A 26,096-nucleotide genomic window follows, 5' to 3' on the forward strand; every position below is an offset into this window, starting at 1 on the left:
CGGCGGGCTCGTGAGCGTGCCGCGGCGGTTCCTGCCGGTGATCGCGACGTTCGTGGTGTTCGTGGCGACGTTCGGCGTCGGGTCGGTGCGGTACGAGGGGTTCGCGTCCGGGCAGGTCGTGGCGAACCTGTTCATCGACAACGCGTTCCTGATCGTGCTGGCGGTCGGGATGACGTTCGTCATCCTGACCGGCGGGATCGACCTGTCGGTCGGGTCGGTGGTGGCGCTGTCCACCATGATCGCGGCGGCGATGCTGCGCGCCGGGTGGCCCGCGTGGCTCGTGGTGATCACCGTGCTCGCCGTGGGGTCGGGGTTGGGCCTGGCGATGGGGTGGATCATCCACCGGTTCGGCGTGCAGCCGTTCATCGTCACGCTGGCCGGGATGTTCCTGGCGCGCGGGCTGTGCTTCGTGATCAGCGTCGAGTCGGTGTCGATCAAGGACCCGGTGTTCCGGGACCTGGCGACCGGGGTGGTCGAGCTGCCCGGCGGGGTGACCATCACGTACGGCGTGGTGATCGCGCTGGTGGTCGTGCTGGCGGCGGTGTACGTGCTGCACCTGACCCGGTTCGGGCGGAGCGTGTACGCGGTGGGCGGCAGCGAGTCGTCGGCGCGGCTGATGGGGTTGGCGACGACGCGGGTGAAGATCGGCGTCTACGTGATCAGCGGGTTCTGCTCGGCGCTGGGCGGGCTGCTGTTCAGCCTGTACATGCTGTCCGGGTACAGCCTGCACGCGGTGGGGATGGAGCTGGACGCCATCGCCGCGGTGGTGGTCGGCGGGAGCCTGCTGTCGGGCGGTGTCGGGTTCGTGATCGGCTCCGTGGTGGGCGTGCTGGTGCTGGGCACCATCCAGACCCTGATCTCGTTCGAGGGCACGCTGTCCTCGTGGTGGACCAAGATCGTCATCGGCGCCCTGCTGCTGGCCTTCATCGCCCTCCAGCGAATCATCGTCCGCCGCACCTGACCCGCGTGTCCTACCTCCCAACCGCGAGAGTCCTACGTTCGGAGTGGGTGAGTCCTACGTTGGGGGTGGGTGAGTTCAACGCTCAGCGCGCGAGTCGAACGTTCAGGGCGCGCGAGTCGAACGCTCGGGACCCCTGAGTTCTACGTTCGGGGTCGAAGGGCAGGGGTCGGGGAGGGTCCGGTTCGATTTGACATGGGGCCCTTACGGGCACCCTATGCAGGCCAAAGCCGGCAGACCCGGCGGGGAAGAGCGTCCCGCCAGGCCTGCCGGCTTCGTCCAGCCTATGGCACCCGAACCCATGTCAAATCGAACCTCTGCGGGCTGGCGGCGGGTCCGATGTGGGTGGGGTTGGTGATGGGGTGGTGGGGGTTGCCAGCTTGTGAGGAGGTTGGCGGCTTCGGTTGTTCGGGGGTGGTGGGGGCCGAAGACGGTTTCGACGGTGTGGCGCAGGGTGGTCAGGGTGCCGATCGCGGTGGGGTCGCCGGAGACGCCTTGCCAGAAGGCCAGGTTCGAGCGGTAGGTCAGGGTGGTCGGGTGGTCTGCGCCCAGGGTGCGTTCGGCGTCGGTGGCGGCGGTGTGGAAGTCGGCGGTGGCTTGGGTGACGTCGCCGGCGAGGGCGCGCCAGTAGGCGAGGTTGTGCCAAGAGATCAGGGTGTCGTGGTGGTCGGGGCCGGCTACCTGTTCGAGGCCGTCGGTGGCTTCTTGGTAGGCGGCTACCGCGCCGTCCGGGTCGCCTGATTCGCCGATCCAGCGGCCCAGGCCGCGCAGGGCGCGGAGGGTTTGCAGGTGGCGGGGGCCCAGTTCGGAGCGCAGGACGGTGACCAGGGTTGTCGCGGCGTCACGGGCGGCAGTGGTGTTGCCGGAGAGGCCCAGGCACAGTCGCGGTCGTCTTCGGCGGCGATGCGCAGCAGGTGGGCGGCTGGGAGGTCGCAGGTGTCGAGGAGTGCGTTCAGCTCGGTCAGGGCGGTGTCGATGAGACCTGTTTCGAGGCGGTACGTGGCTTGGTGGAAGCGCACCCAGAGGGAGTCGAGGTCGGTTGGGCCCAGGTGGTGGTCGGCGGTGGCGCGGATTTCCTCCAGGTGGGTGAGGGCCGTTGCGGGGTGGCCCAGGTCGCCGATGGCTTTGGCCACTTGGGTCCGCAGCACGATGATGTCTCGGGGGCTGGAGGCTTGGGCCAAGAGGGCTTCGGCTGTGTCCTTCGCCGCTGCGGTTCGGCCGATGCTCGCCAGGTGTTGGGGCAGTCGGCGCAGTAGTGGGTGCATTCCGTCGGACCAGAGGTGTTCGCCCGCCACTGCGCGCAGTGCTTCGGCGTTGCGGTAGAGGGCGGCTTCGGTTTCCGGGTCGGCGGTGGGCCACTCGCGTTCGAGGGCGTCGGCCAGTTCGGCCAGCCGGTCCGAGTCGTGGCCGGGGACGACGGCCAGCCGGGCGGAGAGGTAGGCGGTGGCTTCCGGTGAGGTGAACGTGCCCACGTCGACGACCCTCGCGTCCGGGCGGAGGAGGGGCGCGTCGCGGCGGCGGGTGGTCAGCAGGGTCCGACCCGCTCCTCCGGTGGGCCAGAGGCCCGCGAATTCTCGGGGGGCGTCCCACGTCGTCCAGGACGACGAGCCAGCTGGTGGCAGTCGCACGGAGCCAGGCCAGAAACAGGTCGGTCTGGGTCTCGTCGTCCACGCTCGCGGTGGACTTGAGCGCACGCCAGGCGCGGGCGTAGCAGGCCAGGACCGATTGCCTGGTCTGGGCGTTGACCCAGACGAGCACGTCCGCTTCGGCGCGGTGGAGGCGGCGGTGGCCAGTTGGGTCTTGCCGACGCCGCCGGGGCCGGTGAGCACCACCTGGCGGACGTCGTCGGCTCGCAGTTCGGCGTCCACGGCGGCGGCGAGGCGGGCGGCGTGAGGGGTGCGGCGCGACTCGTGGGCGGCGCGCCACAGCTCGGTCGGCTTGGGGACGCCGCCGGTGGCCAGTCCCACCGCGAGCACGCCGTCGAAGTCGCGCGGCACGGACTGGCCCGCGATCCACTCCCCCAACCTCCGGGCGCTGACCGCCACCCGCTTGCCGGACGGCAGCACGACCGCGCTCGCGCGCTTCGCCACCGCCTCGTCGGACACGTCGGACACCCTGGCCCGCAACCGCGCCAGCGCCTGCGCGAACGCCGATTTCGCCGCCATGATCAAGATTCATGGTGCCCGGACCTGGCGAAACGGGCCGGTGGCCGCTCCTGTTGGTCCGGATGGCGCAAAGACCGCTCCCAGGGGTCACTGACCCGTTGACTTTCCAGCGGCGGCTCTGCAACCCTTCGAACCGGTTACGCAAGAAATCGACAAGTACGCGGAACTTTCTGACAAGAGCCCGGAATTGCCCTAACGAGAAGGGCCAGCACGACGATGTCAACGACGACTCGCGCCAGATCACGCCTTGCCGCCTCCCTGATCGCACTGTCCCTCACGGCGTTCACCCTGAGTCCCCCTGCCGCTCAGGCCGCGCCCACAGCCGGGGTGCTCGACCTCGGCGAGCCGACCCGCATCGACCAGGTCCGCCTGTCGCTGCCGGACGACGACGACCGCACGTTCGCCGTCCAGACGAGCCTCGACGGCCAGGGCTACGCCACCCTGGTGCCGTCCGCCCCGCGCGCGGGCGAGGAGCAGACGTTCGACTTCGACCCCACGCTGGTGCGCTACCTGCGCGTCGACGGCACGAAGGTCCAGGACATCGACGTCCGCGAAGCCGTCGGCGCCGCGCTGGCCGCCACCTACACCGCGAGCAGCCACGCGGACGTCTACCAGGCGGCCAACGTCGGCGACGGCAACCAGGCCACCTACTGGGAGAGCGCCAACAACGCGTTCCCGCAGTGGATCCGGGCCGACCTCGGCGCGGCGGTGAAGGTCGACCGGGTCGTGCTCAAGCTGCCGACGTCGGGCTGGGGCGCGCGCACGCAGACGTTCGCCGTGCAGCACAGCACCGACGGCCAGAACTTCGGCGACCTCGTGCCGTCGAACCAGCACGCGTTCAACCCGACCGCCAACAACACGGTGACGATCCAGTTCACCTCGACCACCACGCGGTACGTGCGGCTGCTGATCACCGGCAACACGGCCTGGCCCGCCGGGCAGCTCTCGGAGTTCGAGGTGCACGGCCCGACCGGCGGTGACGCGCAGGCGCCCTCGGCCCCGACCAACCTCGCCTACACCTCGCCGCAGTCCGGGCAGATCCGGCTCACGTGGTCGGCCGCCACCGACAACACCGGCGTCACCGGCTACGACGTCTACGCCAACGGCGCGCTGCGCACGAGCGTCGCGGGCACCGCGCTGACCTACACCGACTCCCAGCCGGACGGCCTCGCGGTCACCTACCACGTGATCGCCAAGGACGCGGCGGGCAACCAGTCGCCGGCCAGCAACTCCGTCACCCGGCCCGGCACGCCCGGCTCCGGCGTGAACCTGGCCAAGGGCAGGCCGATCACGGCTTCCTCGCACACGTTCACGTTCGTCGCCACCAACGCCAACGACGACGACGTGAACACGTACTGGGAAGGCGCGACCTACCCGAACACGCTGACCACGCAGCTCGGCTCGAACGCCGACCTCAGCTCGGTCGTGCTCAAGCTGAACCCGTCGTCGGCGTGGGGCGCCCGCACGCAGAACGTCCAGGTGCTGGGCCGCGAGCAGAGCGCCTCCGGCTTCACCAGCCTGGTCGCCGCGCGCGACTACGCGTTCAACCCGGCCTCGGGCAACACCGTCACCATCCCGGTGGCCGCGCGCGTCGCCGACGTGCAGCTGCGCATCACGTCCAACACCGGCGCGCCCGGCGGGCAGGTGGCCGAGTTCCAGGTGTTCGGCGCGGCCGCCCCGAACCCGGACCTGACCGTCAGCGGGACGTCGTTCACGCCGACCAGCCCGGTGGAGACCAACCCGATCACCCTGTCGGCGACCGTGCGCAACGCGGGCACGGCGACGTCCGGCGCGACCGACGTGACGTTCTTCCTCGGCGACGACGCCGTCGGCACGGCGCAGGTCGGCGCGCTCGCGGCGGGCGCGTCGGCGACCGTCACGGCGAACATCGGCCCGCGCGGCTCCGGCTCCTACCAGTACACCGCGAAGGTCGACGAGACGAAGAAGGTCGTCGAGCAGAACGAGGCCAACAACGCCCGCCTGCACCCGAGCGCCCTGGTCGTCACGCCGGTGCCCAGCTCGGACCTGGTCGGCGCGCTGAGCTGGTCGCCGAACAACCCGGCCAACGGCCAGAACACCACGTTCACCGTCGTGCTGCGCAACGAGGGCTCCATCGCCTCGGCGAGCGGCGCGCACGGCGTCACGCTGACGCTGGTCAACGCCACCACGGGCGCGACCGTGCGGACGTTCACCGGCAGCTTCACCGGCGCCATCCAGCCCGGCCAGTCGGCGGCGCCGATCACGCTCGGCACGTGGCCCGCGGCCAACGGCAAGTACACGCTGAGGACCGAGGTCGCGGTCGACGCCAACGAGATCGCGGCGCGCCAGGGCAACAACGTCAGCACCCAGTCGCTGTTCGTCGGCCGCGGCGCGAACGTGCCGTGGGAGCACGTCGAGGCCGAGGACGCGGTGACCGCGGGCGGCGCGCAGAAGATCGGCCCCAACCGCACCATCGGCGACCTGGCCGGTGAGGCGTCCGGGCGGCGCGCGGTGACGTTGAACAGCACCGGGTCGTCGGTCGAGTTCACCACCAGCGGGTCGACCAACACGCTCGTCACCCGCTTCTCCATCCCCGACTCGGCGGGCGGCGGCGGCATCGGGGCGACGCTGAACGTCTACGTCAACGGGGCGTTCCACAAGGCGATCGACCTGCACTCGCGGCACATCTGGCTCTACGGCAACGAGGCCAGTCCGGGCAACTCGCCGGGCGCGGGCGGTCCGCGGCACATCTACGACGAGGCGAGCGTGATGCTCAACAGCACGTTCCCCGCGGGCACGAAGATCAAGCTGCAGAAGGACTCGGCGAACACCACCAACTACGCCATCGACTTCGTCAACTTCGAGAACGCGGTGGCGCGGGCCAACCCCGACCCGGCCCGGTTCGTCACGCCGACCGGGTTCGGCCACCAGGACGTGCAGAACGCGCTGGACAGGTTCCGGATGGACACCAGCGGCAACCTGCTCGGCGTCTACCTGCCGGCGGGCACGTACACCACGTCGCAGAAGTTCCAGGTGTACGGCAAGCCGGTGCAGGTGGTCGGCGCGGGACCGTGGTTCACGAAGTTCGTCGTGCCGACCACCCAGGAGAACACCGACGCGGGCTTCCGCGCCGAGCAGTCGGTGAACGGCTCGGTGTTCCGCGACTTCGCGTTCTTCGGCAACTACACGTCCCGCATCGACGGCCCCGGCAAGGTGTTCGACTTCGCTAACGTCTCCCGGATCACCATCGACAACATCTGGGCCGAGCACATGGTGTGCCTCTACTGGGGCGCGAACACCGACTTCATGACCATCAAGAACTCGCGCATCCGCAACATGTTCGCCGACGGCATCAACATGACCAACGGCAGCACGGACAACCTCGTGCAGAACATCGAGGCGCGCTCGACCGGTGACGACAGCTTCGCGCTGTTCTCGGCGATCGACGCGGGCGGCGCGGACGAGAAGAACAACGTGTACGAGAACCTGTCGTCGCTCACCACCTGGCGCGCGGCGGGCCTGGCCGTCTACGGCGGCTTCCTCAACACGTTCCGCAACATCTACGTCGCCGACACGCTGACCTACGCGGGCGTCACGATCAGCTCGCTGGACTTCGGCTACCCGATGAACGGCTTCGGACCCGAGCCGACGACGTTCAGCGGGATCACGCTGGTGCGGACCGGCGGTCACTTCTGGGGCGCGCAGACGTTCCCCGGGATCTGGCTGTTCTCGGCGTCCAAGCCGTTCCGCGGCATCCGGATCAACGACGTCGACATCATCGACCCCACGTACGCGGGCATCATGTTCCAGACCAAGTACAACGGGTCGACGCCGGAGAACCCGGTGCAGGACACCGTCCTGACCAACGTCACGATCTCGGGCGCCCGGCTGAGCGGTGACGCGTTCCAGGCCAAGTCCGGCATCGGCGTGTGGGCGAACGAGATGCCCGAGGCCGGTCAGGGCCCGGCGGTCGGCTCGGCGACGTTCAACAACCTGAGGTTCAGCAACAACGTGGAGAACATCCGCAACCGGACCTCGACCTTCACCATCAACGTCAACCCCTGATCCACGCACCCGAGGCGCCGCCCCGTTCCGCGGGGCGGCGCTTCCGCGTCTGCGCCATAGGCTCAAGAGAGCGCTCTCCCTTCCCTATTGACGAGGTCTGGACCACCTGCGAAGCTCTCCCGCGAGAGCGCTCTCACACCTCTCCCCTGCTCAAGGAGCTGTCGTGAGACACATCGCGCAGTGTTGCGCGGCGGTGGCAGCCGTCGCGCTCGCAGTCCTGCCCGCACCGGCCCAGGCCGCGCCGGTCGACGCCCTGCACGTCGCGCTGGCCCGGGACCTCGGCTGGGACCCGGCGCGCGCGGCGGTCAACCAGGCCGCCGAAGCCGCCGCCGTTCCCGTCGAGACCGCCCTGCGGACCAGTCTCGGCGACCGCTTCGGCGGCGCCTGGTACGACGACGGCCTCAAGGTCGGCGTCGTGACCCCTTCGGACGCCGCCGCCGTCCGAGCCGCCGGCGCCACCCCCGTCAAGGTGACGAGGAGCGAGAAGGCGCTGGCCGAGCGCAAGACCGAGCTCGACCGCACGCCGGTCGGCGCGGACGTCCACTCCTGGTACGTCGACCCGTCGTCCAACGCGGTCGTCGTCCAGGCCCGCACGACGGCTGCCGCGCAGGCGTTCGCCGACAAGGCCGGTGTGGACGTCAAGCCCGTCGTCTCCACCGACGCGCCGCGCCCGTTCTACGACATCCGCGGCGGTGACCAGTACGTCATCAACGGGAACACGCTGTGCTCCGTCGGCTTCTCGGTGAACGGCGGTTTCGTCACCGCCGGCCACTGCGGCGGCACGGGCAGCCCGACGCTCGGGTTCAACAACGTCGGCCAGGGCACGTTCGCCGGCTCGTCGTTCCCGGAGAACGACTACGCGTGGGTGCGCACCAACGGCAACTGGACCCCCACGCCCTACGTGAACAACTACTCGGGCGGCAGCGTCGCCGTGGCCGGTTCGCAGGAGGCGGGGATCGGCGCGTCGGTGTGCCGTTCGGGCCGCACCACGGGGTGGCGCTGCGGCACCATCCAGGCGAAGAACGTCACGGTGAACTACTCGGGCCGCCTCGTCCACGGCCTCACGTCCACCACGGCGTGCGCCGAGGGCGGCGACTCGGGCGGCGCGTGGCTGGCAGGCAACCAGGCGCAGGGCGTCACGTCCGGCGGTTCGGGCAACTGCTCGACCGGCGGCACCACCCTGTTCCAGCCGGTGAACGAGATCCTGAGCGTCTACGGCCTCCAGCTGACCACCACCGGCGGCGGGAGTTCGAGCCGGATCATCGGCTGGCAGGACAAGTGCATCGACATCCCCAACTCCAACGCCGTCGAGGGCCAGCGCCTCCAGCTCTGGGACTGCAACGGCACCGCCGCCCAGAACTGGACCTGGCCGGGTGACGGCACCGTCCGCGCCTTCGGCCTGTGCATGGACGTCGCCTGGGGCTCCCGCGACAACGGCGCCGCCATCCAACTGGCCCGCTGCTCCGGCAACCCCGCCCAGCAGTTCGTCCTGAGCGGCGCCGGCGACCTCGTCAACCCGCAGGCGAACAAGTGCGTCGACGTCACCTCCTGGGGCGGCACCGGCACCCCGCTCCAGCAGTGGGAGTGCCTGGGCGGCGCCAACCAAAAGTGGCGCCGAGGCTAACCCCACCACCACCAATCCCCACCACATCGGACCCGCAACGCCCCCGCAGAGGTTCGATTTGACATGGGTTCGGGTGCCTTAGGCTGGTCGAAGCCGGCAGGCCTGGCGGGACGCTCTTCCCCGCCGGGCCTGCCGGCTTTGGCCTGCATAGGGTGCCCGTAAGGGCCCCATGTCAAATCGAACCGGACCTCCCCTGAACGTAGAACTCACCGTCCCTGAACGTTCGACTCGCGCGCCCTGAACGTTCGACTCGCGCGCCCTGAACGTTCGACTCGCGCGCCCTGAACGTTCGACTCGCGCGCCCTGAACGTTCGACTCGCGCGCTGAGCGTTGAACTCACCCGCTCCGAACGTAGGACTCTCGCGCTCCCAACGTAGGACTCTCGCGGTTGGGAGGTAGGACACGCGAAGAGGAGGGGTGGTCCGTACATTTAGGAGAGGAGTGGTGGGAGGAGGGTGGATGTCCGCGCGCAGGCTCGACCGATCCGACGGTCCGCCGTTGTGGCAGCAGCTGCAGGACGACCTGGTCGACCGCCTCCGCGCCGGCGAGTTCGACACCGGCTTCCCCGGTGAGCTGGCGCTCGTGCACGACTACGGCGTCAGCAGGCACACCGTCCGCCAAGCCCTGCACCGCCTCCGCGCCGACGGCCTGGTCGTCGCCGAACGCGGCCGCCAGCCCAGGGTCAGCACGGCCGCCGACGTCGTCCAGCCGCTCGACACCCTGTACAGCCTGTTCGCCTCGGTCGAGGCCGCCGGGCTGGAGCAGCGGTCCGTCGTCCGGGTCCTCGACGTCCGGGCGGACGGCGTCATCGCCGACCAGCTCGACCTGGAGGGCTCCACCCCGCTCGTGCACCTCGAACGGCTGCGGCTGGCCGGTGGCGACCCGTTCGCGATCGACCGCGTCTGGCTGCCCGCCGACCTGGCCGCACCGCTGCTGGCCGCCGACTTCACCCGCACCAGCCTCTACGCCGTGCTGGTCGAGCGCACCGGCACCCGCCTCGACCACAGCCAGGAGACGATCAAGGCCGTCGTGCCGACCCCCGCCGAACGCGCCCTGCTGCACTGCGGGCCGGACGTCGCGTGCCTGTCCATCCACCGGCTCGGCCGCGCCGCCGGGCGCCCGGTGGAGTGGCGGCACACGATGGTCCGGGGCGACCGGTACGCCGTCACCACGGAGTCGAAGACCTCCCGCTGACCCGAAGCCCCCACCCACGAGCCCCCGGGACCTGCGAACTCGAACACCTCACATTGCCCTCCCCGCACACCTCCGCCTAATGTACGGACAAATGACGGAGGCGGGCATGGACGTCGAAACCATCAGCACAGAGGCCCTTGGCGACCGCGGCTACCTGGTGCACGACGGCGAGGCGGCCCTGGTCGTCGACCCGCAGCGCGACTTCGACCGGGTCGAGGACCTGGCCGCCCGGCTGGGCGTCCGGATCACGCACGTCGCCGAGACCCACGTGCACAACGACTACCTCACCGGCGGCCTGGCGCTGGCCCGCCGGCACGACGCCGCCTACCTGGTCGCCGCCGCCGAGGACGTGGCGTTCGAGCGCCACCCCGTCCACCCCGGCGACGAGTTCGCGGTCGGCGCGATGACCGTGACCGCCGTCGCCACCCCCGGCCACACCGAGCACCACCTGGCCTACGTGGTCGAGCACGGCGGGCGGCGGGCCGTGTTCTCCGGCGGCAACCTGCTGTTCGGCTCGGTCGGCCGGACCGACCTGGTCGCGCCGGACAGGACCACCGACCTGACCCGCGCCCAGTACCGCTCGGCCCGCGCGCTGGCCGACCACGCCGGTGACGACGCCACCCTCCACCCGACCCACGGGTTCGGCAGCTTCTGCTCCTCCGGCCCGGCCGTCGTCACCGACGGCTCCACCATCGCCGAGCAGCGGCGGTCCAACCACGTGCTGACCGACGACGACGAGCAGCACTTCGTCCGGACCCTGATCGCCAACCTCACCGCGCACCCGTCGTACTACTCGCACATGGCCCCGCTCAACCGCCTGGGACCGGGCGCGCCGGACCTGTCCCTGCCCGAACCGCTGCGCGCCGACGAGCTGAGGGCCAGGGTGGACGCGGGCCAGTGGGTGGTCGACCTGCGCGACCGGGTCGCGTTCGCCGCGGGTCACCTGACCGGCACGGTGAGCATCGAGTACGGCCGCAACTTCAGCACCTACCTGGGCTGGACGCTGCCGTGGGGCGAACCGGTCACGCTGGTCGGCTCCGAGCGGGACGTCCGCGCCGCGATCCGCGACCTGTCCCGCATCGGCGTGGACCGCCCGGGCGCGGCCGTCGGCGACGACCCCCGCGACCTCGCCCCCGGCCACCCGACGACCGGCTACCGCCGCGCCACCTGGTCGGACCTGGCCGGGACCGACCACCCGGTCGTGCTCGACGTCCGCCGCACCGACGAACACCTCGCGGGCCACGTCACCGGCTCCGCCAACATCCCCCTGCACGACCTCCTCGCCCGCCTGGACGAGGTCCCGCCGGGCGAGGTGTGGGTGCACTGCGCCTCCGGCTACCGGGCCGGGATCGCCGCGAGCATCCTGCACCGGTCGGGCCGGGACGTCGTGCACCTCGACGACGAGTGGGCCGACGCCGCCGAGTCCGGCGTGCCGATCACGGCGCCGTGACACCGGTCGTCCTCGCCCTGGTCGCCGGGGCCGTCGTGGGCCTGTCCACGGGCGCGCTCGGCGGCGGTGGTGGCGTGCTCGCCGTGCCCGCCCTGATCTACCTGATGGGTTTCACCCCGGACCGGGCCACCACCGCGAGCCTCCTGGTCCTCGTGCTGACCTCCGTCGCCGCCCTCACCGCGCACGCCCGGTCCGGCACGGTCCGCTGGCGGCTGGGCGCGCTGTTCGCGGTCGCGGGCATGGCGCCGGCAGCCGCAGCGGGAGCCCTGACCCGTCACGTCCCCGCCGCCGCGCTGACCGGCGCGTTCAGCCTGGTGGCCGCCATGGCCGCGGTGTCGATGCTGCGCCGCTCCCCCACCACGACCACCGACCACCCGCGCCCGGTCCGGGCCGTCGGGCTCGGCGCCGGGGTGGGCACGGTGACCGGCTTCCTCGGCGTCGGCGGCGGCTTCCTCACCGTCCCCGCCCTGGTCGGCGTGCTCTCGGTGCCCATGAGGACCGCCGTGGGCACCAGCCTGCTGGTGATCTCGGTCAACGCGGGCGCGGCCCTCGCCGCCCGCCTCGGCGACGTGGCCCTGCTGGACTGGGCGCTGATCGGCCCGTTCGCCGCGACCGCGCTGCTCGGCACGTGGGACGGCAAGCGCCTGGCGGGCAAGGTCAGCACGACGACGCTGCGACGCGTGTTCGCGGTGGTGCTGCTGGGCATCGCCCTCTTCATGGGCGTGGACGCCGCCATCCAGGCGCTGACGCGCTGAGGGCACGGGGACGGCCCCCGGCGGGGAGAGTCGCCGGGGGCCGTCGAACGAGCGGGGAGGTCAGCCGACCTTGCCCACGCCCGCACCGCTCTGCACAGAGGACTTCACGGTGGAGCACGCGTCGAGCACGTAGCTGTACGGGATCGACTTGACGCTGCCGCCCTGCTGACCCGAGCCGGAGTTCACGTGGCAGTTGTTCCGGGCGACCAGGGTGCCGGGGTCGGAGCTGCCCTCACCCAGGTGGAACGGGTCGCCGGTGTTCTCGAAGGTGTTGCCCTCCACCAGCACGCCGGCCTCCTCCGTGGAAGCCACGCCGTACGACGTCACGCCGCCGTAGTAGTTGTTGTAGACGTGCACGGGGTTGCCGAAGCGGACCCGCGGGTGGCGCTGGTTGGTGCCGTCGAACCAGTTGTGGTGGTAGCTGACGCGCAGCTTGCCGCGGTCCTGGCTGCCGTTGTCGTCGCTGTGGCCCAGCAGCATCGTCTTGTCGTGGCTGCTGACCTTGTTCCAGGACACGGTGACGCAGTCCGACGCGCGCTTGATGTCGATCGCGCCGTCGTACCCGTTGCGCAGGGTGTTGTGGTCGATCCACACCCTGGTGGAGGTCTCGACCTGGATGCCGTCGTCGGCCCAGTCCCGGAAGTTCAGGTTGCGGACGATGACGTTCGACACCTTGGAGATGTTCAGGCCGTGCCCGGCGATGGTGGCGCCCGAGCCGACACCGATGATCGTCTTGTTCGAGGCGATCTTGGTCATGCTGGACAGCGTGATGGTGCCCGAGACCCGGATGGTCTGCGTCGTGGTCGACTTGGCGGCGTTGGTGAACGCCGTCGCGTCGCTGACGGTCACCGTGCCACCACCGGCACCACCGGTGGTGCCACCGCACTGCGTGCCCCAACCCTCGAGGTTGAAGTGCGCGGCGCTGGCGGAGGGCGCCATGCCGACGGACACGGCCAGGGCCGTGGCCGCGACGAGGGCGCGGTAGATCTTGCGTGACATGCGGTTTCCTCCATACGACTGTGGATGAAAAGGGAACCGGCGGCGGTCGAACGTGGCGGCGTGGACTGGCGGCGTGAACCACCAGCGGCGTGAACTGGCGGCGGCGGACCTGGCGGCGGCGGACTTGGCGGCGGCGGACCTGGGCAGCTTGGCGGCGGCCTCGCGGCTACACCGGGATCACCACCTCTCGACGGTGTGCCGGCGGACGTGCTCGAGGTCGAACTCGTCACCGAGACCCGGAGAGGAGGTCATGGTGACGTGCCCGTCGGCGTCGAGCGGGTCGGCGAGCGCGAGCCGGTGCGGCGGCACGCGGTCGAAGTCGTGCAGCGGGTGCAGCAGGCCGCGCTCGTACCAGCGGCCGTTGTCGGTGCCGCCGAGCACGGCCAGGCTGGCGGAGCCGTCGCCGTGGATCTCGCAGTCCACGTTGAACGCCTCGGCCAGGTGCAGCGCCTTGACCGTCGGCGAGATGCCGCCGACGTCGGTCGGCCCGGCGCGCAGGATGTCGCACGCGCCCGAGGTGATCCACTCGGCCCGGCTCAGGTGCTTGCCCCAGGCCACCTCCGGCCCGATCACCGGGATGGACAGCTGCTCGGCCAGCCACCGGTAGGAGCTGATCGACGCCTCCTCCATCGGCTCCTCGAACCAGTAGAAGTCCAGCGCCTCCAGCGCCCGCCCCAGCTCCAGCGCCTCGGTGCGGGAGTACCAGTGGTTGGCGTCGAGCATCAGCGCCACCTCCGGGCCGACGGCCTCGCGGACCGCCTCGCACGCCGCGATGTCGGCCCGCACGCTGGGCGCGCCCGGCACCGGCGGCATCCAGGTGTGCAGCTTGATCGCCCGGTAACCCGTCTCGACCAGCTGCTTGGCGAACGACGCGTAGTCGCCGGGCGTGCTCAGCCCGCCGGGCGCCTCGTCACCGCACATCGTGCTGGCGTAGGCCGGGATGCGCTCCCGCGCGCCGCCGAGCAGCTTCCACACCGGCAGCTCGGCCCGCTTGCCCACCAGGTCCCACAGCGCGGTGTCGACGTAGCCGAGCGCCCGGTCGGTGAACCGGCCGTGCGAGCCGCGCTGCTTGCGGGCCATCTTCCGCCACAGCCGCTCCCGGTCCCACGGGTCCGCACCCATCAGGACCGGTCGCACGATCGAGTCGAGCACGGCGGGGCGCAGCTGGTCCGGGTGCACCTGCACGCGGCCCACGACACCGTCGGAGTCGGTGATCTCCAGCAGCGCCTCGCGGATCTCGTGCTCGGCGCTCGGGTGCCGGTGCCCGTGCGGGTCCACCGCGGTCCACGCGGTGGTCGTGAACACCGACACCTCGACGCGCTCGATCATTTGCGGTCCTCCCACTCCTTCTGCGCCTCGGTGAGCTTCTTCGCCACGTCGTCCAGGAACTGCTGGGCGGAGAGCTCGCCGAGCAGCACCTTCTGGTACTGGGGCTCGCTGTCGGTCTTGGTGATGGACGAGTACTGCGGCAGGTAGACCGGCGCGGGCACGAGCACCGTGGCCGGGTCCTCCAGGACGCCGAGCGCCATCTTCACGTGCGCGGCCGAGTCGATCCACGCCGCGCTGCGCACGTCGGTGTTGGCCGGGATCTGGCCGACCTTCTCGTTCCAGTAGCTGTTGGACTCGGCCGAGGTCAGGAACTCGGCGAACTTCCACGCCGCGTCCTGGTTCTCGCTGTTCCTGAACACCGCGAAGCCGTCGGTCGGGTTGGGCACGACGGTCCGCTTGCCGCTCGGGCCGACCGGCAGCGGCATCGCGGCGACCTTGTCGCCGAGCGCCTTGGTCACGTCGCTGTAGGAGCCGAGGTTGTGGTGCATCATCGCGACCGAGCCGCCGGTGAACTGGGCGATCATCTGGGTGAAGCTGTTGTTGACGTCGGCCTCGGGGGTGGCCTTCTTGTACAGGTCGGCGATCTTGTCGACCAGCTCGGCGTTGGCCGGGTCGCCCAGCGTGCTCTGGCCGTCCTTGAAGAAGTTGTCGACGCCGGAGTAGGCGTACGCCTCGGTGATCAGCTGGAACACCGAGCCCGCGCCGCCGCGGATGGTGTAGCCGTACTTGTTCGCGCCCGCGTCGGTGAGCTTCGTGGCGGTGCTGATGAACTCGTCCCAGGTCTTCGGCGCCTCCAGGCCGGCGTCCTGGAACCAGTCGGTGCGGTACCAGACGATGTCCATGTTGGCCGACGACGGGACGATGTAGAGCTTGCCGTCCGGCGCGGTCTGGCGGACGGTCTCCACCAGCGAGGGCAGCAGCTTGTCCTTCAGCGGACCGCCGTTGATGCGGTCGTCGAGGGGCGCCAGCGCCTCCTGGCCGACCAGGTGCGCGAGGTACGAGGTGGTCACGCCGCCGACGTCGGGCGTCTCGCCGCCCGCGATGGCGGTGTCGTACTTCTGCTGCACCGACGCGCTGGGGATGCCGACGTACTCGACCTTGATCTTCGGGTTCGCGGCCTCGAAGCGGGTGATCAGCTCCTTGTAGATCGGCTCGCGGGCGGGACCGCCGTTGTTGTCCCAGAACGTGATGGTGACCTCACCGTCGCTGCCCGCACCTCCCTCGGACGAGCAGGCGGACAGCGCCAGCGCGGCGGCGGCCACGGCGACCAGCAGTTTTCTCATGATGCTCCCTATCCCTTCACAGCCCCGGCGCTGAGCCCCTGCACCAGGAACCGCTGCACGACGGCGAAAACCAGGACAACCGGCACGGCCGCGACCACGCCACCGGCGGCGAGTGCTCCGAAGTCGGTGTTGAACTCACCCAGCGTGTAGCTCAGGCCGACCGGCAGGGTGAACTTGTCCTGCCGCGTCGCGAACATGAGCGCGAACAGGAACTGGTTCCACGCGCCGATGAACGCGAACGACCCGACCGCCACCAGCGCGGGCTTGAGCTGCGGCAGCACGACCGCGAAGAACGCCCGGGTGCGCGAGCAGCCGTCCACCATGGCGGCTTCTTCCAGCTCCACGGAGATGTTGCGGATGAAGCCCGCCATCAGGATCAGCGACAGCGGCAGCTGGAACGCCACCTCGGCGATGATCAGGCCGGTGATCGAGTTGAGCAGGCCCAACCCCTTGAAGATCACGAACAGCGGGATCAGCATCATCGCGCCGGGGATGAACTGGCTGCACAGCATCGCCAGCAGGAACACCCGCTGGCCGCGGAACTTGAACCGCGCCAGCGCGTAGCCGCCCATCACCGACAGGATGGTCACGAATACCAGCACGCCGAGGCCCATGACGACGCTGTTGTAGAAGAAGATGCCGAACCCGATGTCGTTCCACACCGTGTCGAAGTGCTCCAGCGAGATCGGCCACGGCACGAGCTGCGTCGAGCCGGCCGGCCGGACCGCGAACACCAGCATCCAGTAGAACGGGATGAGCGTGAACAGCAGGTAGAGCACCAGCGGAACGCGGATCATCCAGGGCTTGCCCGGCTCCTCGGCCACCGCGCGCCGGCGGCGCTTCGTCGGCTGCCGGGGCGGCGGCGCGGCGTCCACCGGGGGTCGGGTCAACGTCTCGGTCATGCGCGACTCCCGAACTTCGACAGCCGCAGGTAGGCGATCGAGAAGAACAACAGGATCAGGAACCCGGCGACGGTGAGCGCCGAGCCGTACCCGAAGTTGTGCGAGTCGACGGCCTGCCTGGCGACGTACAGCGGCAGCGTGGTGGTCTGGTTGGCGGGACCGCCGCCGGTGAGGGTGTAGATGAGGTCGACGTTGTTGAACTCCCACACCGCGCGCAGCAGCGTCGACAGGATGATCGCGTCTTTCAGGTGCGGCAGGGTGACGCTGGTGAAGCGCCGCCACCGGCTCGCGCCGTCCACCGACGCCGCCTCGTAGAGGTCCTTGGGGATGCTCTGGAGGTCGGCGAGCAGCAGGATGGCGAAGAACGGCACACCGCGCCACAGCTCGGTCACCACGAGGGCGTCGAACACCGTGTCGGGGTTGCCGAGCACCGAGGTGCCCGGCGAGCCGACGCCCCACTCGGAGAGCACCTGGAAGACGCCGGTCGACGGGTTGAGCAGCAGGATCCAGATGCCCGTGGTGAGCACGCCGGACACCGCCCACGGCGAGAACACCAGCGCCCGCGCCACGCCGCGGCCGATGAACGTCTCGTTCACGATCAGCGCCAGGACGAGGCCGAGCAGCAGCTGCAGGGAGACCTCGACGAACACCCACTTGGCGCTGAACGCCAGGCTCTGCCAGAACAGCGGGTCGTCGAACAGCATCTGCTTGAAGTTGTCCAGCCCCGCGAAGCCGTTCTTCCACGGCTGCGTGACGTTGTACCGCTGGAGGCTGTAGTAGACGACGCTCCCGATCGGGTAGACCAGGAAGACCGCCATCAGCACCAGCGTCGGAGCGATCAGGGCGTAGGGCGCCCAGGTGCGGGTCCTCATGCGGGGTTCCAGTCGCCGAGGTAGGCGCGCAGGGTGTGCTGCGCGGCCTGGTCGGCCGTGAGCTGCGGCCGGTCGGCGGTGGAGCCGGTGCCCGCGGGGTGGGCGCCCGGGCCGGAGTTGCGGAACTCGGCGAACCGCGCGTCGCGCCAGGAGAAGCCGGACATGTCGGTCCACGGCGCGGCCTTGACCGCGGCGGGCAGCTTCGTGTCGCGGACGACGACCGAGCCGATGGCGTCCGGGTCACCGCCGGGGTGCCACGGGCGACCCAGGAAGTAGGTGCCCGCGGGCGCGTCGCTGAGCACCTTCGAGTTCATGATCAGGAAGCCGTGCGGGTTGTCCCGCCGGGTGCTGGCGGCCGTGATGTACCCGCCGGGGTCGCCACCCCGGTCCAGCGCCCGGATGGTGACCTGGTCGAACACCGCCGTGGCGCGGCCGAAGATGAAGTCGACGTCGCCGACGATCTCGCTGCCCCGGTAGTACTGGCGGGCCTTCACGCCGACCGCCCGCGTGTCGGCGTACAGCGTGTCCTGGTGGCCGAGGAAGCGGACGCGGTCGTAGTACTGCCGGTCGCCGGTCGCCTTGACCGCCACCGCCTGGGTGCCGGTGATCTCGGGGTGGGCGGCCCGGTCGAACGAGTTGCTGAACGTCAGGTCGCGGGCGGTGAACCCGTCGGCCTCGATCGTCGCGGTGGCCGAGCCGGTGGTGCCGTGGGTCGTGCCGTCGGGCTTCTTGGTGCCGTTGGCGTTGTCGTAGTCGATCACGACGTCGCGCGCGGCGCCGGTGGAGCCCTTGAGGGTCAGGTCCCGCTTGGTCGCGGGCACCCGGATGACCTCACGGTACACGCCCTTGCCGATGGTGACGGCCGTGCCGGCCGGCGCGGCGTCGATCGCGGCCTGCACCGTGTCGAAGTCGGTGCCCTTGGCCACGTGGTAGCGCTCGCGCCCCAAGGCGCCGGCCTTGAGGTTCTTCACCCTGGAGGCCGGTTCGAGGCCGCGGGTGTGCTCGGGGGTCCAGCCGGCGTCGCCGGAGAGCCGCGCGGTCGGGTTGGCCGCGTTGAACGCGTCCAGCACGTCGACCGGTCGGCCGTCGACCAGCGTGCCGACCTCGGTGATGGCCGTGCCGCCCCAGTTGTAGATGAGGTCTTCGACCGAGCCGCCGCCGGCGAGCTTGACGTAGTTGTTCTCCACGTACAGCGCGGACTTCACGCCGACGCCCCAAGCGTAGACGAACGACGGTCCGGGCTCGAACAGGTTGTTGTAGACGTGCACCTGGCCGAAGCGGACCCGCGGCAGGCGCTCCTCGACGTTGCGGAACACGTTGTGGTGCACCGAGACGCGCAGCTTGCCGGGGTCGGTGGTCGAGGTGTTGGACGAGCCGATGAGCATCGTCTTGCCGTGGTCCTCGAACAGGTTGTGCGACGCCGTGACCAGGTCGGTGCCGCTGGTCATGTCCAGCGAGCCGTCGTGCTGCTGGAAGGGGCGGCCGAAGTAGGACGGCGCCGCGCTGTCCGGGTGCGGGTGGTCGGTGAAGGTGTTGTGGTCCACCCACACGTTCGTCGCGCGCTGCAACGACACCGCGTCGTAGTCCGAGTTCCAGTTGCCCTCGGCGCCGTCGGTCGGGCCCCACTGCGGGAAGCAGTCGCGGGTGTCGCGGAAGGTCAGGTTGCGGATGATCACGTTCTGCGCGCCGTGCACCCGGACGTTCGCGCCGGTGATGCCCGCGCCGCGGCCGTCGCCGACGATCGTGGTGTCCGAGCCGACGTTCAGCGCGATGGCCTCGGCCTGCCGGCGGGCCGAGGCGGCGCGGGCGTCCTCCAGCGGGCCGCTCGGCTCGGTGTCGCGCCCCCAAACGGCGGGGTCGTATGCGGCCAGATAGCCCGCGAGCGTGTAGCCGTCCGTGGCATATGTTGCGCAGTCAGCCCTGACGTCGATGACACCGCGCACCTTGATGATGCGCGGTGCGGGCGCCGCGAGGGCGGCCCGCAGCTCGGCGACCGTGCGCACGACGTGCTCGGTCGTCGCAGCCGAACCACCGGTGGTGCCGGCACCGCTCGAACCCCAGCCGTCACCGGATTGGAGAACCTGTTTGCCCAGGTCATGACTTGCGTGCGCGGGTGCCGCCGCGATCACGCCCAGGGCGCAGGAGAGCACGAGCGCAGTACTGAGTATCCGCATGACGAGGGGCCTTCCCCGGCGAATTTGTTCATAAATGTGAACACGTTCCAGAAGTGCGAACAGAGTATTGCGAAAGTGTCCGCCACACGTCAACGACGTAACTTCATTCGACGCGCGTTCGACGCCGTGGATCGACTTTCCGTCGAATTCGACTCGAATTCGACGGTCCACAGTGGTCACATATGTGAAACCGCCCCCGACCCGGGTGGGTCGAGGGCGGTTCGAGGGCTCCCGCTCAGACGACGGCGGGGGTGAAGGCGGCGATCCGCGAGGACAACGCGCGGGCGTGCGGGTTGTCCCGGTAGCGGTCGGCCAGCAGGCGCAGGGGGCGCAACCGGTCCGTGACGCGCACCGACCGCACAGCACCGGCCACCGCCAGTGCCTGCCCGCCGACTTCGGCCGCCTGGTCGAAGTCGTGCTCCAGCAAGTGGTTGGCGGACAACGCCACCAGGCTGAACGCGCGGCTGCGGGTCATCCCCGCCGGGTAGGCGACCACGGCCGCGCCGAGCGAGTCGATCGCGGTCGAGGTGTGCGCGGCGTCCACCGTCCGGGCCAGCTCGGTCAACACCACCCCGGTCAGCCCGCACAGGTCCGGCTCGTCGAAGAAGCGCGCCCAACCGGGCGCGGGGCCGGACGGCGCCCGGTCGAACGCGTCGTGCGCCAGGTTCAGCAGCCGCACCGCCTCGCGCCGGTCGCCCAAGCCCGCGTGCGCCCACGCCTGGTTGGCGTGCAGCATCGCGACCGCCCGCCGCGAGCCGGACCGGCGGGCCGCCGCCAGGCCGCGGGTGAACCGCTCCAACGCCTCGCGCCACCGGCAGCGGTGCAGCCGCAGCCGGCCGACGCGGTAGTGGACGTTGGCCTCCAGGTCGCGGTGCCCGGCCTCGACCGCCAGCGCCAGCGCCCGGTCCCAGTGCCGCGAGGCCGCCTCCGCCCACCCGGTGTCGAAGCACGTCCACCCGGCCAGGTTGTGCGCGTCGGCCAGCGCGACCAGCAGCCGGCCGCGGACCGCCTCGGCGACCTCGGCCTCCGGGAACCGGTCGTGCCGGACCGCGCAGGCGACGGCCGCGTCCCGCGACGCGCCGCCGCCCTCCCGGTAGTCCAGGCCGCGCAGGCGTTCGGTCTCGGCCTCCAGGCGCGCCACGTCGTCCACGCCGATGTGCGTCGGGATGTGCTGGGGTTCTGCCATCGCCGCACCTCGCAATTCCACTAGAGCGGTGGAAGGGATCCCACAGGGCATGTGCGTCCGAACACCCATAGTGACACCGCGATCACTCCCGTGGGCCGCCTCTTGCGCGGGCCGCAGAAGTTGGTCTCGAACTCGCGCCGGACGTCCTCCAGCGGCGAGTCCGGGGACGACGCCCGCACCGGTCCGCCGGCGTTGTCGATCACGATCGTGACGTCGTCGGCCAGCGCGCCTACCCGGCGCGGGCCGCCCGCCACTCGGCCACGACGTGCTCCACGTCGAACGGCATCAGGTTGAGCGGCGGGCCGGACATCGGCTTGCGGATCGCGTCCTCGATCCTGGCGTTGACGTCGGCCAGGAGCGAGCGCACCTCGGCCTCGGTGCGGGCGCGACCGGCGGCCTCGCGCGCGGCGGCGACCTCCTTGCGGAACAGGAGGGACGGCGGGAGGGCGGTGCCCTCTTCCCGGCGCAGCTTCTCCTTGACCCACCACAGCTCGTCGTGCGGGCCCTGGAGGCCGCCCAGCGGCTTGCCCGCGCCCGGCAGGTCGTCGAACTCGCCCCGGTCCTGGGCCTCCCGGATCTGCCGCTCGATCCAGGTCTCGAAGCCCACACCGGCCGGTTTCCGCTCGGTCACACCCCCGAGGCTACCCAAGCGCCAACCGGGCCGCCTTGTCCATCAGGTACCGCTGCTCGGGGGTGCTCGTCGTGCGCCCGGCCGCCGCCCGGTAGTGCGCCACGGCCCGCGGCACGTCGCCCGCCATCTCGTGCAGGTGGGCTCGCACCGCGTCCAGCCGGTGGTGACCGGGCAGGCGCTCGTCCAGGGCGTCGATCAGCGCCAGGCCGGCGGCCGGGCCGTCCACCATGGCCACCGCGACCGCCCGGTTGAGCGACACCACCGGGTTGCCGGTCAGCTCCTCCAGCAGCCCGTACATGCGCAGGATCTGCGGCCAGTCGGTGTCCTCGGCGCGCCGCGCGTCGTCGTGGATGGCCGCGATCGACGCCTGCACCTGGTACTCGCCGATGGCGCCGCGCTCCACCGCCGCCAGGACCAGGTCGACGCCCTCGACGATCAGCTCCTGGTCCCACGCCGACCGGTCCTGCTCGGCCAGCGGGACCAGTGCCCCGTTCGGGCCGGTGCGGGCCGGCCTGCGGGCGTCGGTGAGCAGCATCAGCGCCAGCAGGCCCGCCACCTCGGGGTCGGACGGCAGCCGGGCGCGCACGGCCCTGGTCAGCCGGATCGCCTCGCCGGACAGCTCGGTGCGGTGCAGCGAGCCGCCGACGCTGCTGGTGTAGCCCTCGTTGAAGATCAGGTACAGCACGCGCAGCACGGACTTCAGCCGAGCCGCGAACTCGTCCGGGCCGGGCATGGCGAAGTCCGCGCCACGCAGCTTGAGCTTCGCCCGGTTGATCCGCTGCGCCATGGTCGCCTCGGGCACCAGGAACGCGTTCGCGATCTCCGCCGTGCTCAGGCCGCCCACCGCGCGCAGGGTCAGCGCGATCGCCGACGCGGGCGTCAGCTCGGGGTGGCAGCACAGGAACAGCACGACGAGGGTGTCGTCCCGGTCCACCGCGTCACCGGGCGGCGGCTCGCGGGACACCCCCTCCTCGCGGCGGCGGCGGGCGGCCTCGCTGCGGATCAGGTCGGTCATCCGCCGGGTGGCCACCCGCACCAGCCAGCCGCGCGGGTTGTCCGGCAGCCCGTCGACGGGCCAGTGCCGGGCCGCCGCCAGCAACGCCTCCTGGACCGCGTCCTCGGCCTGCGCGAAGTCGCCGAACCGGCGGGCGACCGCGCCGAGGACCTGCGGCGCGCACTCGCGCAGCAGGTCCTCGACGGCCCGGTTCACAGGTCGGACGCGGCGGGCGCCGACATCAGCTCCCGCACCTCGATCGGCTGCCCGATCGGCACGCCGTTCGGGCCGGGCGCGGCGGACGCCTGCGCCGCGATCTCCAGCGCGCGCTCCAGCGTCGTGTCGACCAGCCAGTAACCGGCCAGCAGCTCCTTGGACTCCGGGAACGGGCCGTCGGTGATGACCGGCGAGCCGACGCCGGTGTGCGTCACGGTCTTGGCCAGCTCGGGGCCCGCCAGGCCCTGCGCGTCGACCAGCTCGCCGTTGTCGGCCAGCTCCTTGCCCAGGTCCTGCTGGAACCGGATGTGCGCGGCGATGTCCTCGTGCGGCCACTGGTCCATCGGGACGTCGCAGTTGGCGGTCGGGCCGTAGTTCATGAGGAGCAGGAACTTAGCCATGTGGGACTCCTAGGGGTCTTCGTTCGCGCCCATCTTGGCGCTTTCACCCCATCGACGGAGCCGGTGCGGCCTCCTCTACACGTTGACATGTGACTTGGGTCACGCGGATAGCTCGCGGTTGTGCCCCGGGTCGGGCACAACCGCGAGCCGCTGTCACGTCAGCGAGCAGAGCGGCCTGGGCGGGACCCAGCTGCTCGCGTCACCCGAGCCGTTGAACCCGACCTTGATCGTGGCCGCGGGCTGGATGACGCCGTTCCAGGACGTGTTGACGACCGTCACGGTGGAACCGCTCTGGCTGAACGTGCCGTTCCAGCCCTGCGCCACCGCCATGCCGGCCCGGAGGTCGAACTGGACGCGCCAGCCCCGGGTCGCGGTCGCCCTGCCGTTGCGGATCTCGACCTCGGCCGAGAAGCCGCCCGGCCACTGGTTCGTGATCCGGACCAGGACGCCGCACTCGGTCGGCGGGGTGGACGTTGTCGTTGTCGTTGTCGTTGTCGTTGTAGTAGTTGTGGTGGTGGACGTGGGGGTGGTGCCGTTCAACGCCGCCGTCACGGCCGGGAGCCACTTGTTCGCGATCTTGCGGTCGCCGGCCGCGTTCGGGTGCACGCCGTCGTAGGTGTCGGTGGCGGTGTCGAACCCGGTCCACTGGTCCACCACGGTGATCGGCGACTGCGCGGTGGACTTGCCCGCCGCCCAGCCCGGGATGGCCGCGTTCAGGTCGACCACCCGCTGGGGGCACTCCGCGCATGCGCTCGCCGCCATCGGGATGATCCTGGCGACCAGCACCTTCATGCTCGCGTTGTTCGCCCGCATCTGGTCGACCAGCTTGCCGTAGGCGGCCAGGATGGTCGCGGGCGACCGGTTGCTCCACACGTCGTTGGTCCCGAAGTGCATGAGCACCACGTTCGGGTTGGTGGCGCCGAGCCACCCGACGAGCTGGTTCTGGTCGGCCACGGTGGTGACGAGCGCACCGCCGTGGCCCTCGTTCTCGCCGTCGTAGGCGAACCCGCAGCCGTCACCGGCCCGGGTGCCCACGAAGTCGATGTCGGTGCGCCCGGCGGCCCGCAGGTCGCGGTCCAGCAGGGCGCGCCAGCAGCCGGGCGATCCGGTGATCGAGTCGCCGAGCGCCATGATCCGGGTCGGCGCGGCGGCCTCGACCGCCTGACCCGGTGCGGCCACCAGCAGACCGACCAGCGTCGCCAGTGCCCCTAAGAGTGCCGTGATCGCGGTCTTCCTCGACATCGGGTGCCCCTAGGCCGCGGTGCAGGAGGCGCCGTTGAGGGTGAACGCCGTGGGCGTCGAGTTGGAGCCGTTCCACGAGCCGATGAAGCCGAAGCTGACCGAGCCGTTCACCGGGATGCTGCCGGTGTAGGACACGTTGGTCGCGCTCAGCGTCGAGCCGGACTGGGTGGTGGTGGCGCCCCACGACTGGGAGACGGTCTGGCCGTTGGCCCAGGTCCAGCGCAGCGTCCAGCCGTTCACCGCGGCCGTGCCGGTGTTCGCGATCTTGACGTCGCCCTGGAAGCCGCCCTGCCACTGGCCGGTGACCTTGTACGTCACCGCGCAGGCGCCCGTGCCGCCGTTGCCGGCCGGGGTGGTCACGTTGACCGTGTTGGAGCGGGCCGAGCGGTTGCCCGCGGCGTCCCGCGCGTAGACGGCGAACGTGTAGGCGGTGCTCGCGGTCAGGCCGGTGATCGTGGTGCTGTTCGTGGCGGAGCTGCCCGCCGGGGTCTCCGCGGTGCCGCTGACGCGGACCACGTCGTAGCCGCTGACGCCGACGTTGTCGGTGGCGGCGGCCCAGGACAGGGTGGCGCTGCTGGACGTGACGCCGGACGCGGACGGGGTGCCCGGCGTGGACGGCGGGGTGGTGTCCGGGCCGGTGCCGCTGTCGTAGACGCTGGCCTGGCGGGAGGTCGCCTTGATGCCGTTCGCGCCGTTGATCGCGCGCTGGCCCCACGGGGTGAGCTGGGCGGCGTTGAAGCCGGTGACCATGTCCAGGTACTCGACGCCGCCGCCGTTGCCCGACCACGACCACGCCAGGTAGCCCAGCTTCAGCGACTGGGTGGTGGCGAAGATCGTGTCCTCGTCGGGGTTGCCGTCGGAGTGGTCGTTGCCGAACTCGCCGACGACGATCGGCAGCTTGGCCGTGACGAACGCGTTCAGGTAGCTGTTGATCTCCGCCGCCGTGTCGAACACGCCGTACATGTGGATGGAGAAGACGGTGTTCTTCTGCGGGTCGGCGGCGAACACCGAGGACGCGTTGTCACGCATGGTGAAGGCCCAGTCCTGGCCCCAGTTCGGGGCGTCCACCATGATCGTGTGCTGGAAGCCCGCCGAGCGCAGCGAGGTGATGGCGTCCTTGGTGGCCTGGGTCCAGCCGGTGTAGCCGGTGTTGCCCCACGGCTCGTTGCCGATGTTCAGGATGACGTACTTCTCCTGGCCGGTCATGGCGCTCTGGACGCTCTTCCAGTACTCCACGGCGCGGGCGAGGGAGACAGCGCCGCTCTGCTCCTGGTAGCCGGTGGTGTCGTGCACCTCCAGCACGCAGATCAGCTTGTTGGCCTTGCACTGGCTGATCACGTTGCTCACGTCGGCGGTGTCGTTCTTCGTCCACCGGTCGCCGGAGCTGAGCACCACCCGGACCGTGTTCGCGCCCGTGGCCTTGATGTCCTTGAGGGCCTGCGTGGTGCGGTCCAGGTACCAGGTGTGCGCGTGGTTGACGCCACGCATCACGAAGTCGTTGCCGTTGGCGTCCAGCAGACGCCCGTTGCTCACGGTGAAGCCGGTGGCCGCTTGGGCCGGCATCGCCGTCAGCAGGGATAGGACCAAGGCGGCGATGGCGGCGCCGACCAAGGCGAATCGCTTGCGCATGGATGTACCTCGCGTAGGTGTCGACGTTGACGTAGCGAGCGCAGGGCA

Annotated in this window: 20 protein-coding genes; 6 read left to right on the plus strand and 14 right to left on the minus strand. The window is 70.8% G+C overall.

Annotation, left to right across the window (positions count from 1 at the left end; translation table 11 throughout):
• The first annotated feature begins 10 nt into the window (after positions 1 to 10).
• Positions 11 to 961: a galactofuranose ABC transporter, permease protein YjfF gene (yjfF, locus tag AB0F89_RS32770; RefSeq protein WP_367139091.1), complete on the plus strand. Its 951-nt coding sequence runs from the start codon at positions 11 to 13 to the stop codon at positions 959 to 961.
• A gap of 201 nt (positions 962 to 1,162) precedes the next feature.
• Here yjfF and AB0F89_RS32775 read toward each other — a convergent pair whose 3' ends face one another.
• Both AB0F89_RS32775 and AB0F89_RS32780 read right to left on the minus strand, forming a co-directional pair.
• Entirely contained in the window at positions 1,163 to 1,786 is a 624-nt protein-coding gene (locus AB0F89_RS32775; protein WP_367139093.1) for a tetratricopeptide repeat protein, read from the minus strand.
• Positions 1,675 to 3,123, minus strand: coding sequence for a hypothetical protein (locus AB0F89_RS32780; protein WP_367139183.1), 1,449 nt, complete (start codon positions 3,121 to 3,123; stop codon positions 1,675 to 1,677). Before AB0F89_RS32780 ends, AB0F89_RS32775 begins: the two co-directional genes overlap by 112 nt.
• A 216-nt stretch (positions 3,124 to 3,339) precedes the next feature.
• On the opposite strand from AB0F89_RS32780, the gene AB0F89_RS32785 reads away from it, so the two are divergent.
• The 5 genes from AB0F89_RS32785 (at position 3,340) to AB0F89_RS32805 (ending at position 12,190) form a co-directional block, all read left to right on the plus strand.
• Entirely contained in the window at positions 3,340 to 7,167 is a 3,828-nt protein-coding gene (locus AB0F89_RS32785) for a discoidin domain-containing protein (RefSeq protein ID WP_367129608.1), read from the plus strand.
• Positions 7,168 to 7,330: 163 nt separating this feature from the next.
• The gene (locus AB0F89_RS32790; protein ID WP_367129610.1) at positions 7,331 to 8,791 is read left to right on the plus strand and encodes a ricin-type beta-trefoil lectin domain protein; all 1,461 of its coding nucleotides are present in this window, start codon (positions 7,331 to 7,333) and stop codon (positions 8,789 to 8,791) included.
• Positions 8,792 to 9,250: 459 nt separating this feature from the next.
• Entirely contained in the window at positions 9,251 to 9,985 is a 735-nt protein-coding gene (locus AB0F89_RS32795) for a GntR family transcriptional regulator (protein WP_367129612.1), read from the plus strand.
• Positions 9,986 to 10,091: 106 nt separating this feature from the next.
• Positions 10,092 to 11,435, plus strand: a complete 1,344-nt coding sequence (locus AB0F89_RS32800; RefSeq protein ID WP_367129614.1) for a rhodanese-like domain-containing protein — start codon at positions 10,092 to 10,094, stop codon at positions 11,433 to 11,435.
• Positions 11,432 to 12,190, plus strand: coding sequence for a sulfite exporter TauE/SafE family protein (locus tag AB0F89_RS32805; protein ID WP_367129616.1), 759 nt, complete (start codon positions 11,432 to 11,434; stop codon positions 12,188 to 12,190). Before AB0F89_RS32800 ends, AB0F89_RS32805 begins: the two co-directional genes overlap by 4 nt.
• A gap of 60 nt (positions 12,191 to 12,250) precedes the next feature.
• Here AB0F89_RS32805 and AB0F89_RS32810 read toward each other — a convergent pair whose 3' ends face one another.
• The 12 genes from AB0F89_RS32810 to AB0F89_RS32865 form a co-directional block, all read right to left on the minus strand.
• The gene (locus AB0F89_RS32810) at positions 12,251 to 13,189 is read right to left on the minus strand and encodes a polysaccharide lyase family 1 protein (protein WP_367129618.1); all 939 of its coding nucleotides are present in this window, start codon (positions 13,187 to 13,189) and stop codon (positions 12,251 to 12,253) included.
• Positions 13,190 to 13,366: 177 nt separating this feature from the next.
• Positions 13,367 to 14,518 (minus strand): enolase C-terminal domain-like protein, encoded by a 1,152-nt coding sequence (locus tag AB0F89_RS32815; RefSeq protein ID WP_367129620.1) that lies wholly within the window; start codon positions 14,516 to 14,518, stop codon positions 13,367 to 13,369.
• The gene (locus AB0F89_RS32820; protein ID WP_367129622.1) at positions 14,515 to 15,801 is read right to left on the minus strand and encodes a sugar ABC transporter substrate-binding protein; all 1,287 of its coding nucleotides are present in this window, start codon (positions 15,799 to 15,801) and stop codon (positions 14,515 to 14,517) included. The genes AB0F89_RS32815 and AB0F89_RS32820 overlap by 4 nt, the downstream gene beginning before the upstream one ends.
• Positions 15,802 to 15,809: 8 nt before the next feature.
• On the minus strand, positions 15,810 to 16,703 hold the full coding sequence (locus AB0F89_RS32825; RefSeq protein WP_367129624.1) for a carbohydrate ABC transporter permease: 894 nt from the start codon (positions 16,701 to 16,703) through the stop codon (positions 15,810 to 15,812).
• On the minus strand, positions 16,700 to 17,575 hold the full coding sequence (locus AB0F89_RS32830) for a carbohydrate ABC transporter permease (RefSeq protein ID WP_367129626.1): 876 nt from the start codon (positions 17,573 to 17,575) through the stop codon (positions 16,700 to 16,702). Before AB0F89_RS32830 ends, AB0F89_RS32825 begins: the two co-directional genes overlap by 4 nt.
• The gene (locus AB0F89_RS32835; protein ID WP_367129628.1) at positions 17,572 to 19,578 is read right to left on the minus strand and encodes a pectinesterase family protein; all 2,007 of its coding nucleotides are present in this window, start codon (positions 19,576 to 19,578) and stop codon (positions 17,572 to 17,574) included. The genes AB0F89_RS32830 and AB0F89_RS32835 overlap by 4 nt, the downstream gene beginning before the upstream one ends.
• A gap of 406 nt (positions 19,579 to 19,984) precedes the next feature.
• Positions 19,985 to 20,935 carry a tetratricopeptide repeat protein gene (locus AB0F89_RS32840; protein ID WP_367129629.1) on the minus strand — a complete coding sequence of 317 codons (951 nt, stop codon included), beginning with the start codon at positions 20,933 to 20,935 and terminating at the stop codon, positions 19,985 to 19,987.
• 229 nt (positions 20,936 to 21,164) lie between these two features.
• On the minus strand, positions 21,165 to 21,566 hold the full coding sequence (locus AB0F89_RS32845) for a DUF1992 domain-containing protein (protein WP_367129631.1): 402 nt from the start codon (positions 21,564 to 21,566) through the stop codon (positions 21,165 to 21,167).
• A 10-nt stretch (positions 21,567 to 21,576) separates the two neighbouring features.
• On the minus strand, positions 21,577 to 22,776 hold the full coding sequence (locus AB0F89_RS32850; RefSeq protein WP_367129633.1) for an RNA polymerase sigma factor: 1,200 nt from the start codon (positions 22,774 to 22,776) through the stop codon (positions 21,577 to 21,579).
• Complete coding sequence (locus AB0F89_RS32855) at positions 22,773 to 23,177, minus strand: YciI family protein (protein ID WP_367129635.1); 405 nt, start codon at positions 23,175 to 23,177, stop codon at positions 22,773 to 22,775. Before AB0F89_RS32855 ends, AB0F89_RS32850 begins: the two co-directional genes overlap by 4 nt.
• A 153-nt stretch (positions 23,178 to 23,330) precedes the next feature.
• Positions 23,331 to 24,419: a cellulose binding domain-containing protein gene (locus AB0F89_RS32860; RefSeq protein ID WP_367129637.1), complete on the minus strand. Its 1,089-nt coding sequence runs from the start codon at positions 24,417 to 24,419 to the stop codon at positions 23,331 to 23,333.
• 9 nt (positions 24,420 to 24,428) lie between these two features.
• A complete protein-coding gene (locus AB0F89_RS32865) occupies positions 24,429 to 26,048 on the minus strand; it encodes a cellulase family glycosylhydrolase (protein ID WP_367129638.1) in 1,620 nt (539 codons plus the stop codon).
• Positions 26,049 to 26,096: the final 48 nt, after the last annotated feature.

Origin of the sequence: Saccharothrix sp. HUAS TT1 (assembly GCF_040744945.1) — a bacterium.
GTDB lineage: Bacteria > Actinomycetota > Actinomycetes > Mycobacteriales > Pseudonocardiaceae > Actinosynnema.

Bases quoted from the DNA above. Each gene is read 5' to 3' on its own strand.
- AB0F89_RS32785 (WP_367129608.1), top strand. From the start codon at position 3,340: ATGTCAACGACGACTCGCGCCAGATCACGCCTTGCCGCCTCCCTGATC.
- AB0F89_RS32860 (WP_367129637.1), bottom strand. From the start codon at position 24,419: ATGTCGAGGAAGACCGCGATCACGGCACTCTTAGGGGCACTGGCGACG.
- AB0F89_RS32825 (WP_367129624.1), bottom strand. From the start codon at position 16,703: ATGACCGAGACGTTGACCCGACCCCCGGTGGACGCCGCGCCGCCGCCC.
- AB0F89_RS32780 (WP_367139183.1), bottom strand. From the start codon at position 3,123: ATGGCGGCGAAATCGGCGTTCGCGCAGGCGCTGGCGCGGTTGCGGGCC.
- AB0F89_RS32855 (WP_367129635.1), bottom strand. From the start codon at position 23,177: ATGGCTAAGTTCCTGCTCCTCATGAACTACGGCCCGACCGCCAACTGC.
- AB0F89_RS32795 (WP_367129612.1), top strand. From the start codon at position 9,251: ATGTCCGCGCGCAGGCTCGACCGATCCGACGGTCCGCCGTTGTGGCAG.
- AB0F89_RS32815 (WP_367129620.1), bottom strand. From the start codon at position 14,518: ATGATCGAGCGCGTCGAGGTGTCGGTGTTCACGACCACCGCGTGGACC.
- AB0F89_RS32800 (WP_367129614.1), top strand. From the start codon at position 10,092: ATGGACGTCGAAACCATCAGCACAGAGGCCCTTGGCGACCGCGGCTAC.
- AB0F89_RS32840 (WP_367129629.1), bottom strand. From the start codon at position 20,935: ATGGCAGAACCCCAGCACATCCCGACGCACATCGGCGTGGACGACGTG.
- AB0F89_RS32865 (WP_367129638.1), bottom strand. From the start codon at position 26,048: ATGCGCAAGCGATTCGCCTTGGTCGGCGCCGCCATCGCCGCCTTGGTC.
- AB0F89_RS32820 (WP_367129622.1), bottom strand. From the start codon at position 15,801: ATGAGAAAACTGCTGGTCGCCGTGGCCGCCGCCGCGCTGGCGCTGTCC.
- AB0F89_RS32810 (WP_367129618.1), bottom strand. From the start codon at position 13,189: ATGTCACGCAAGATCTACCGCGCCCTCGTCGCGGCCACGGCCCTGGCC.
- AB0F89_RS32830 (WP_367129626.1), bottom strand. From the start codon at position 17,575: ATGAGGACCCGCACCTGGGCGCCCTACGCCCTGATCGCTCCGACGCTG.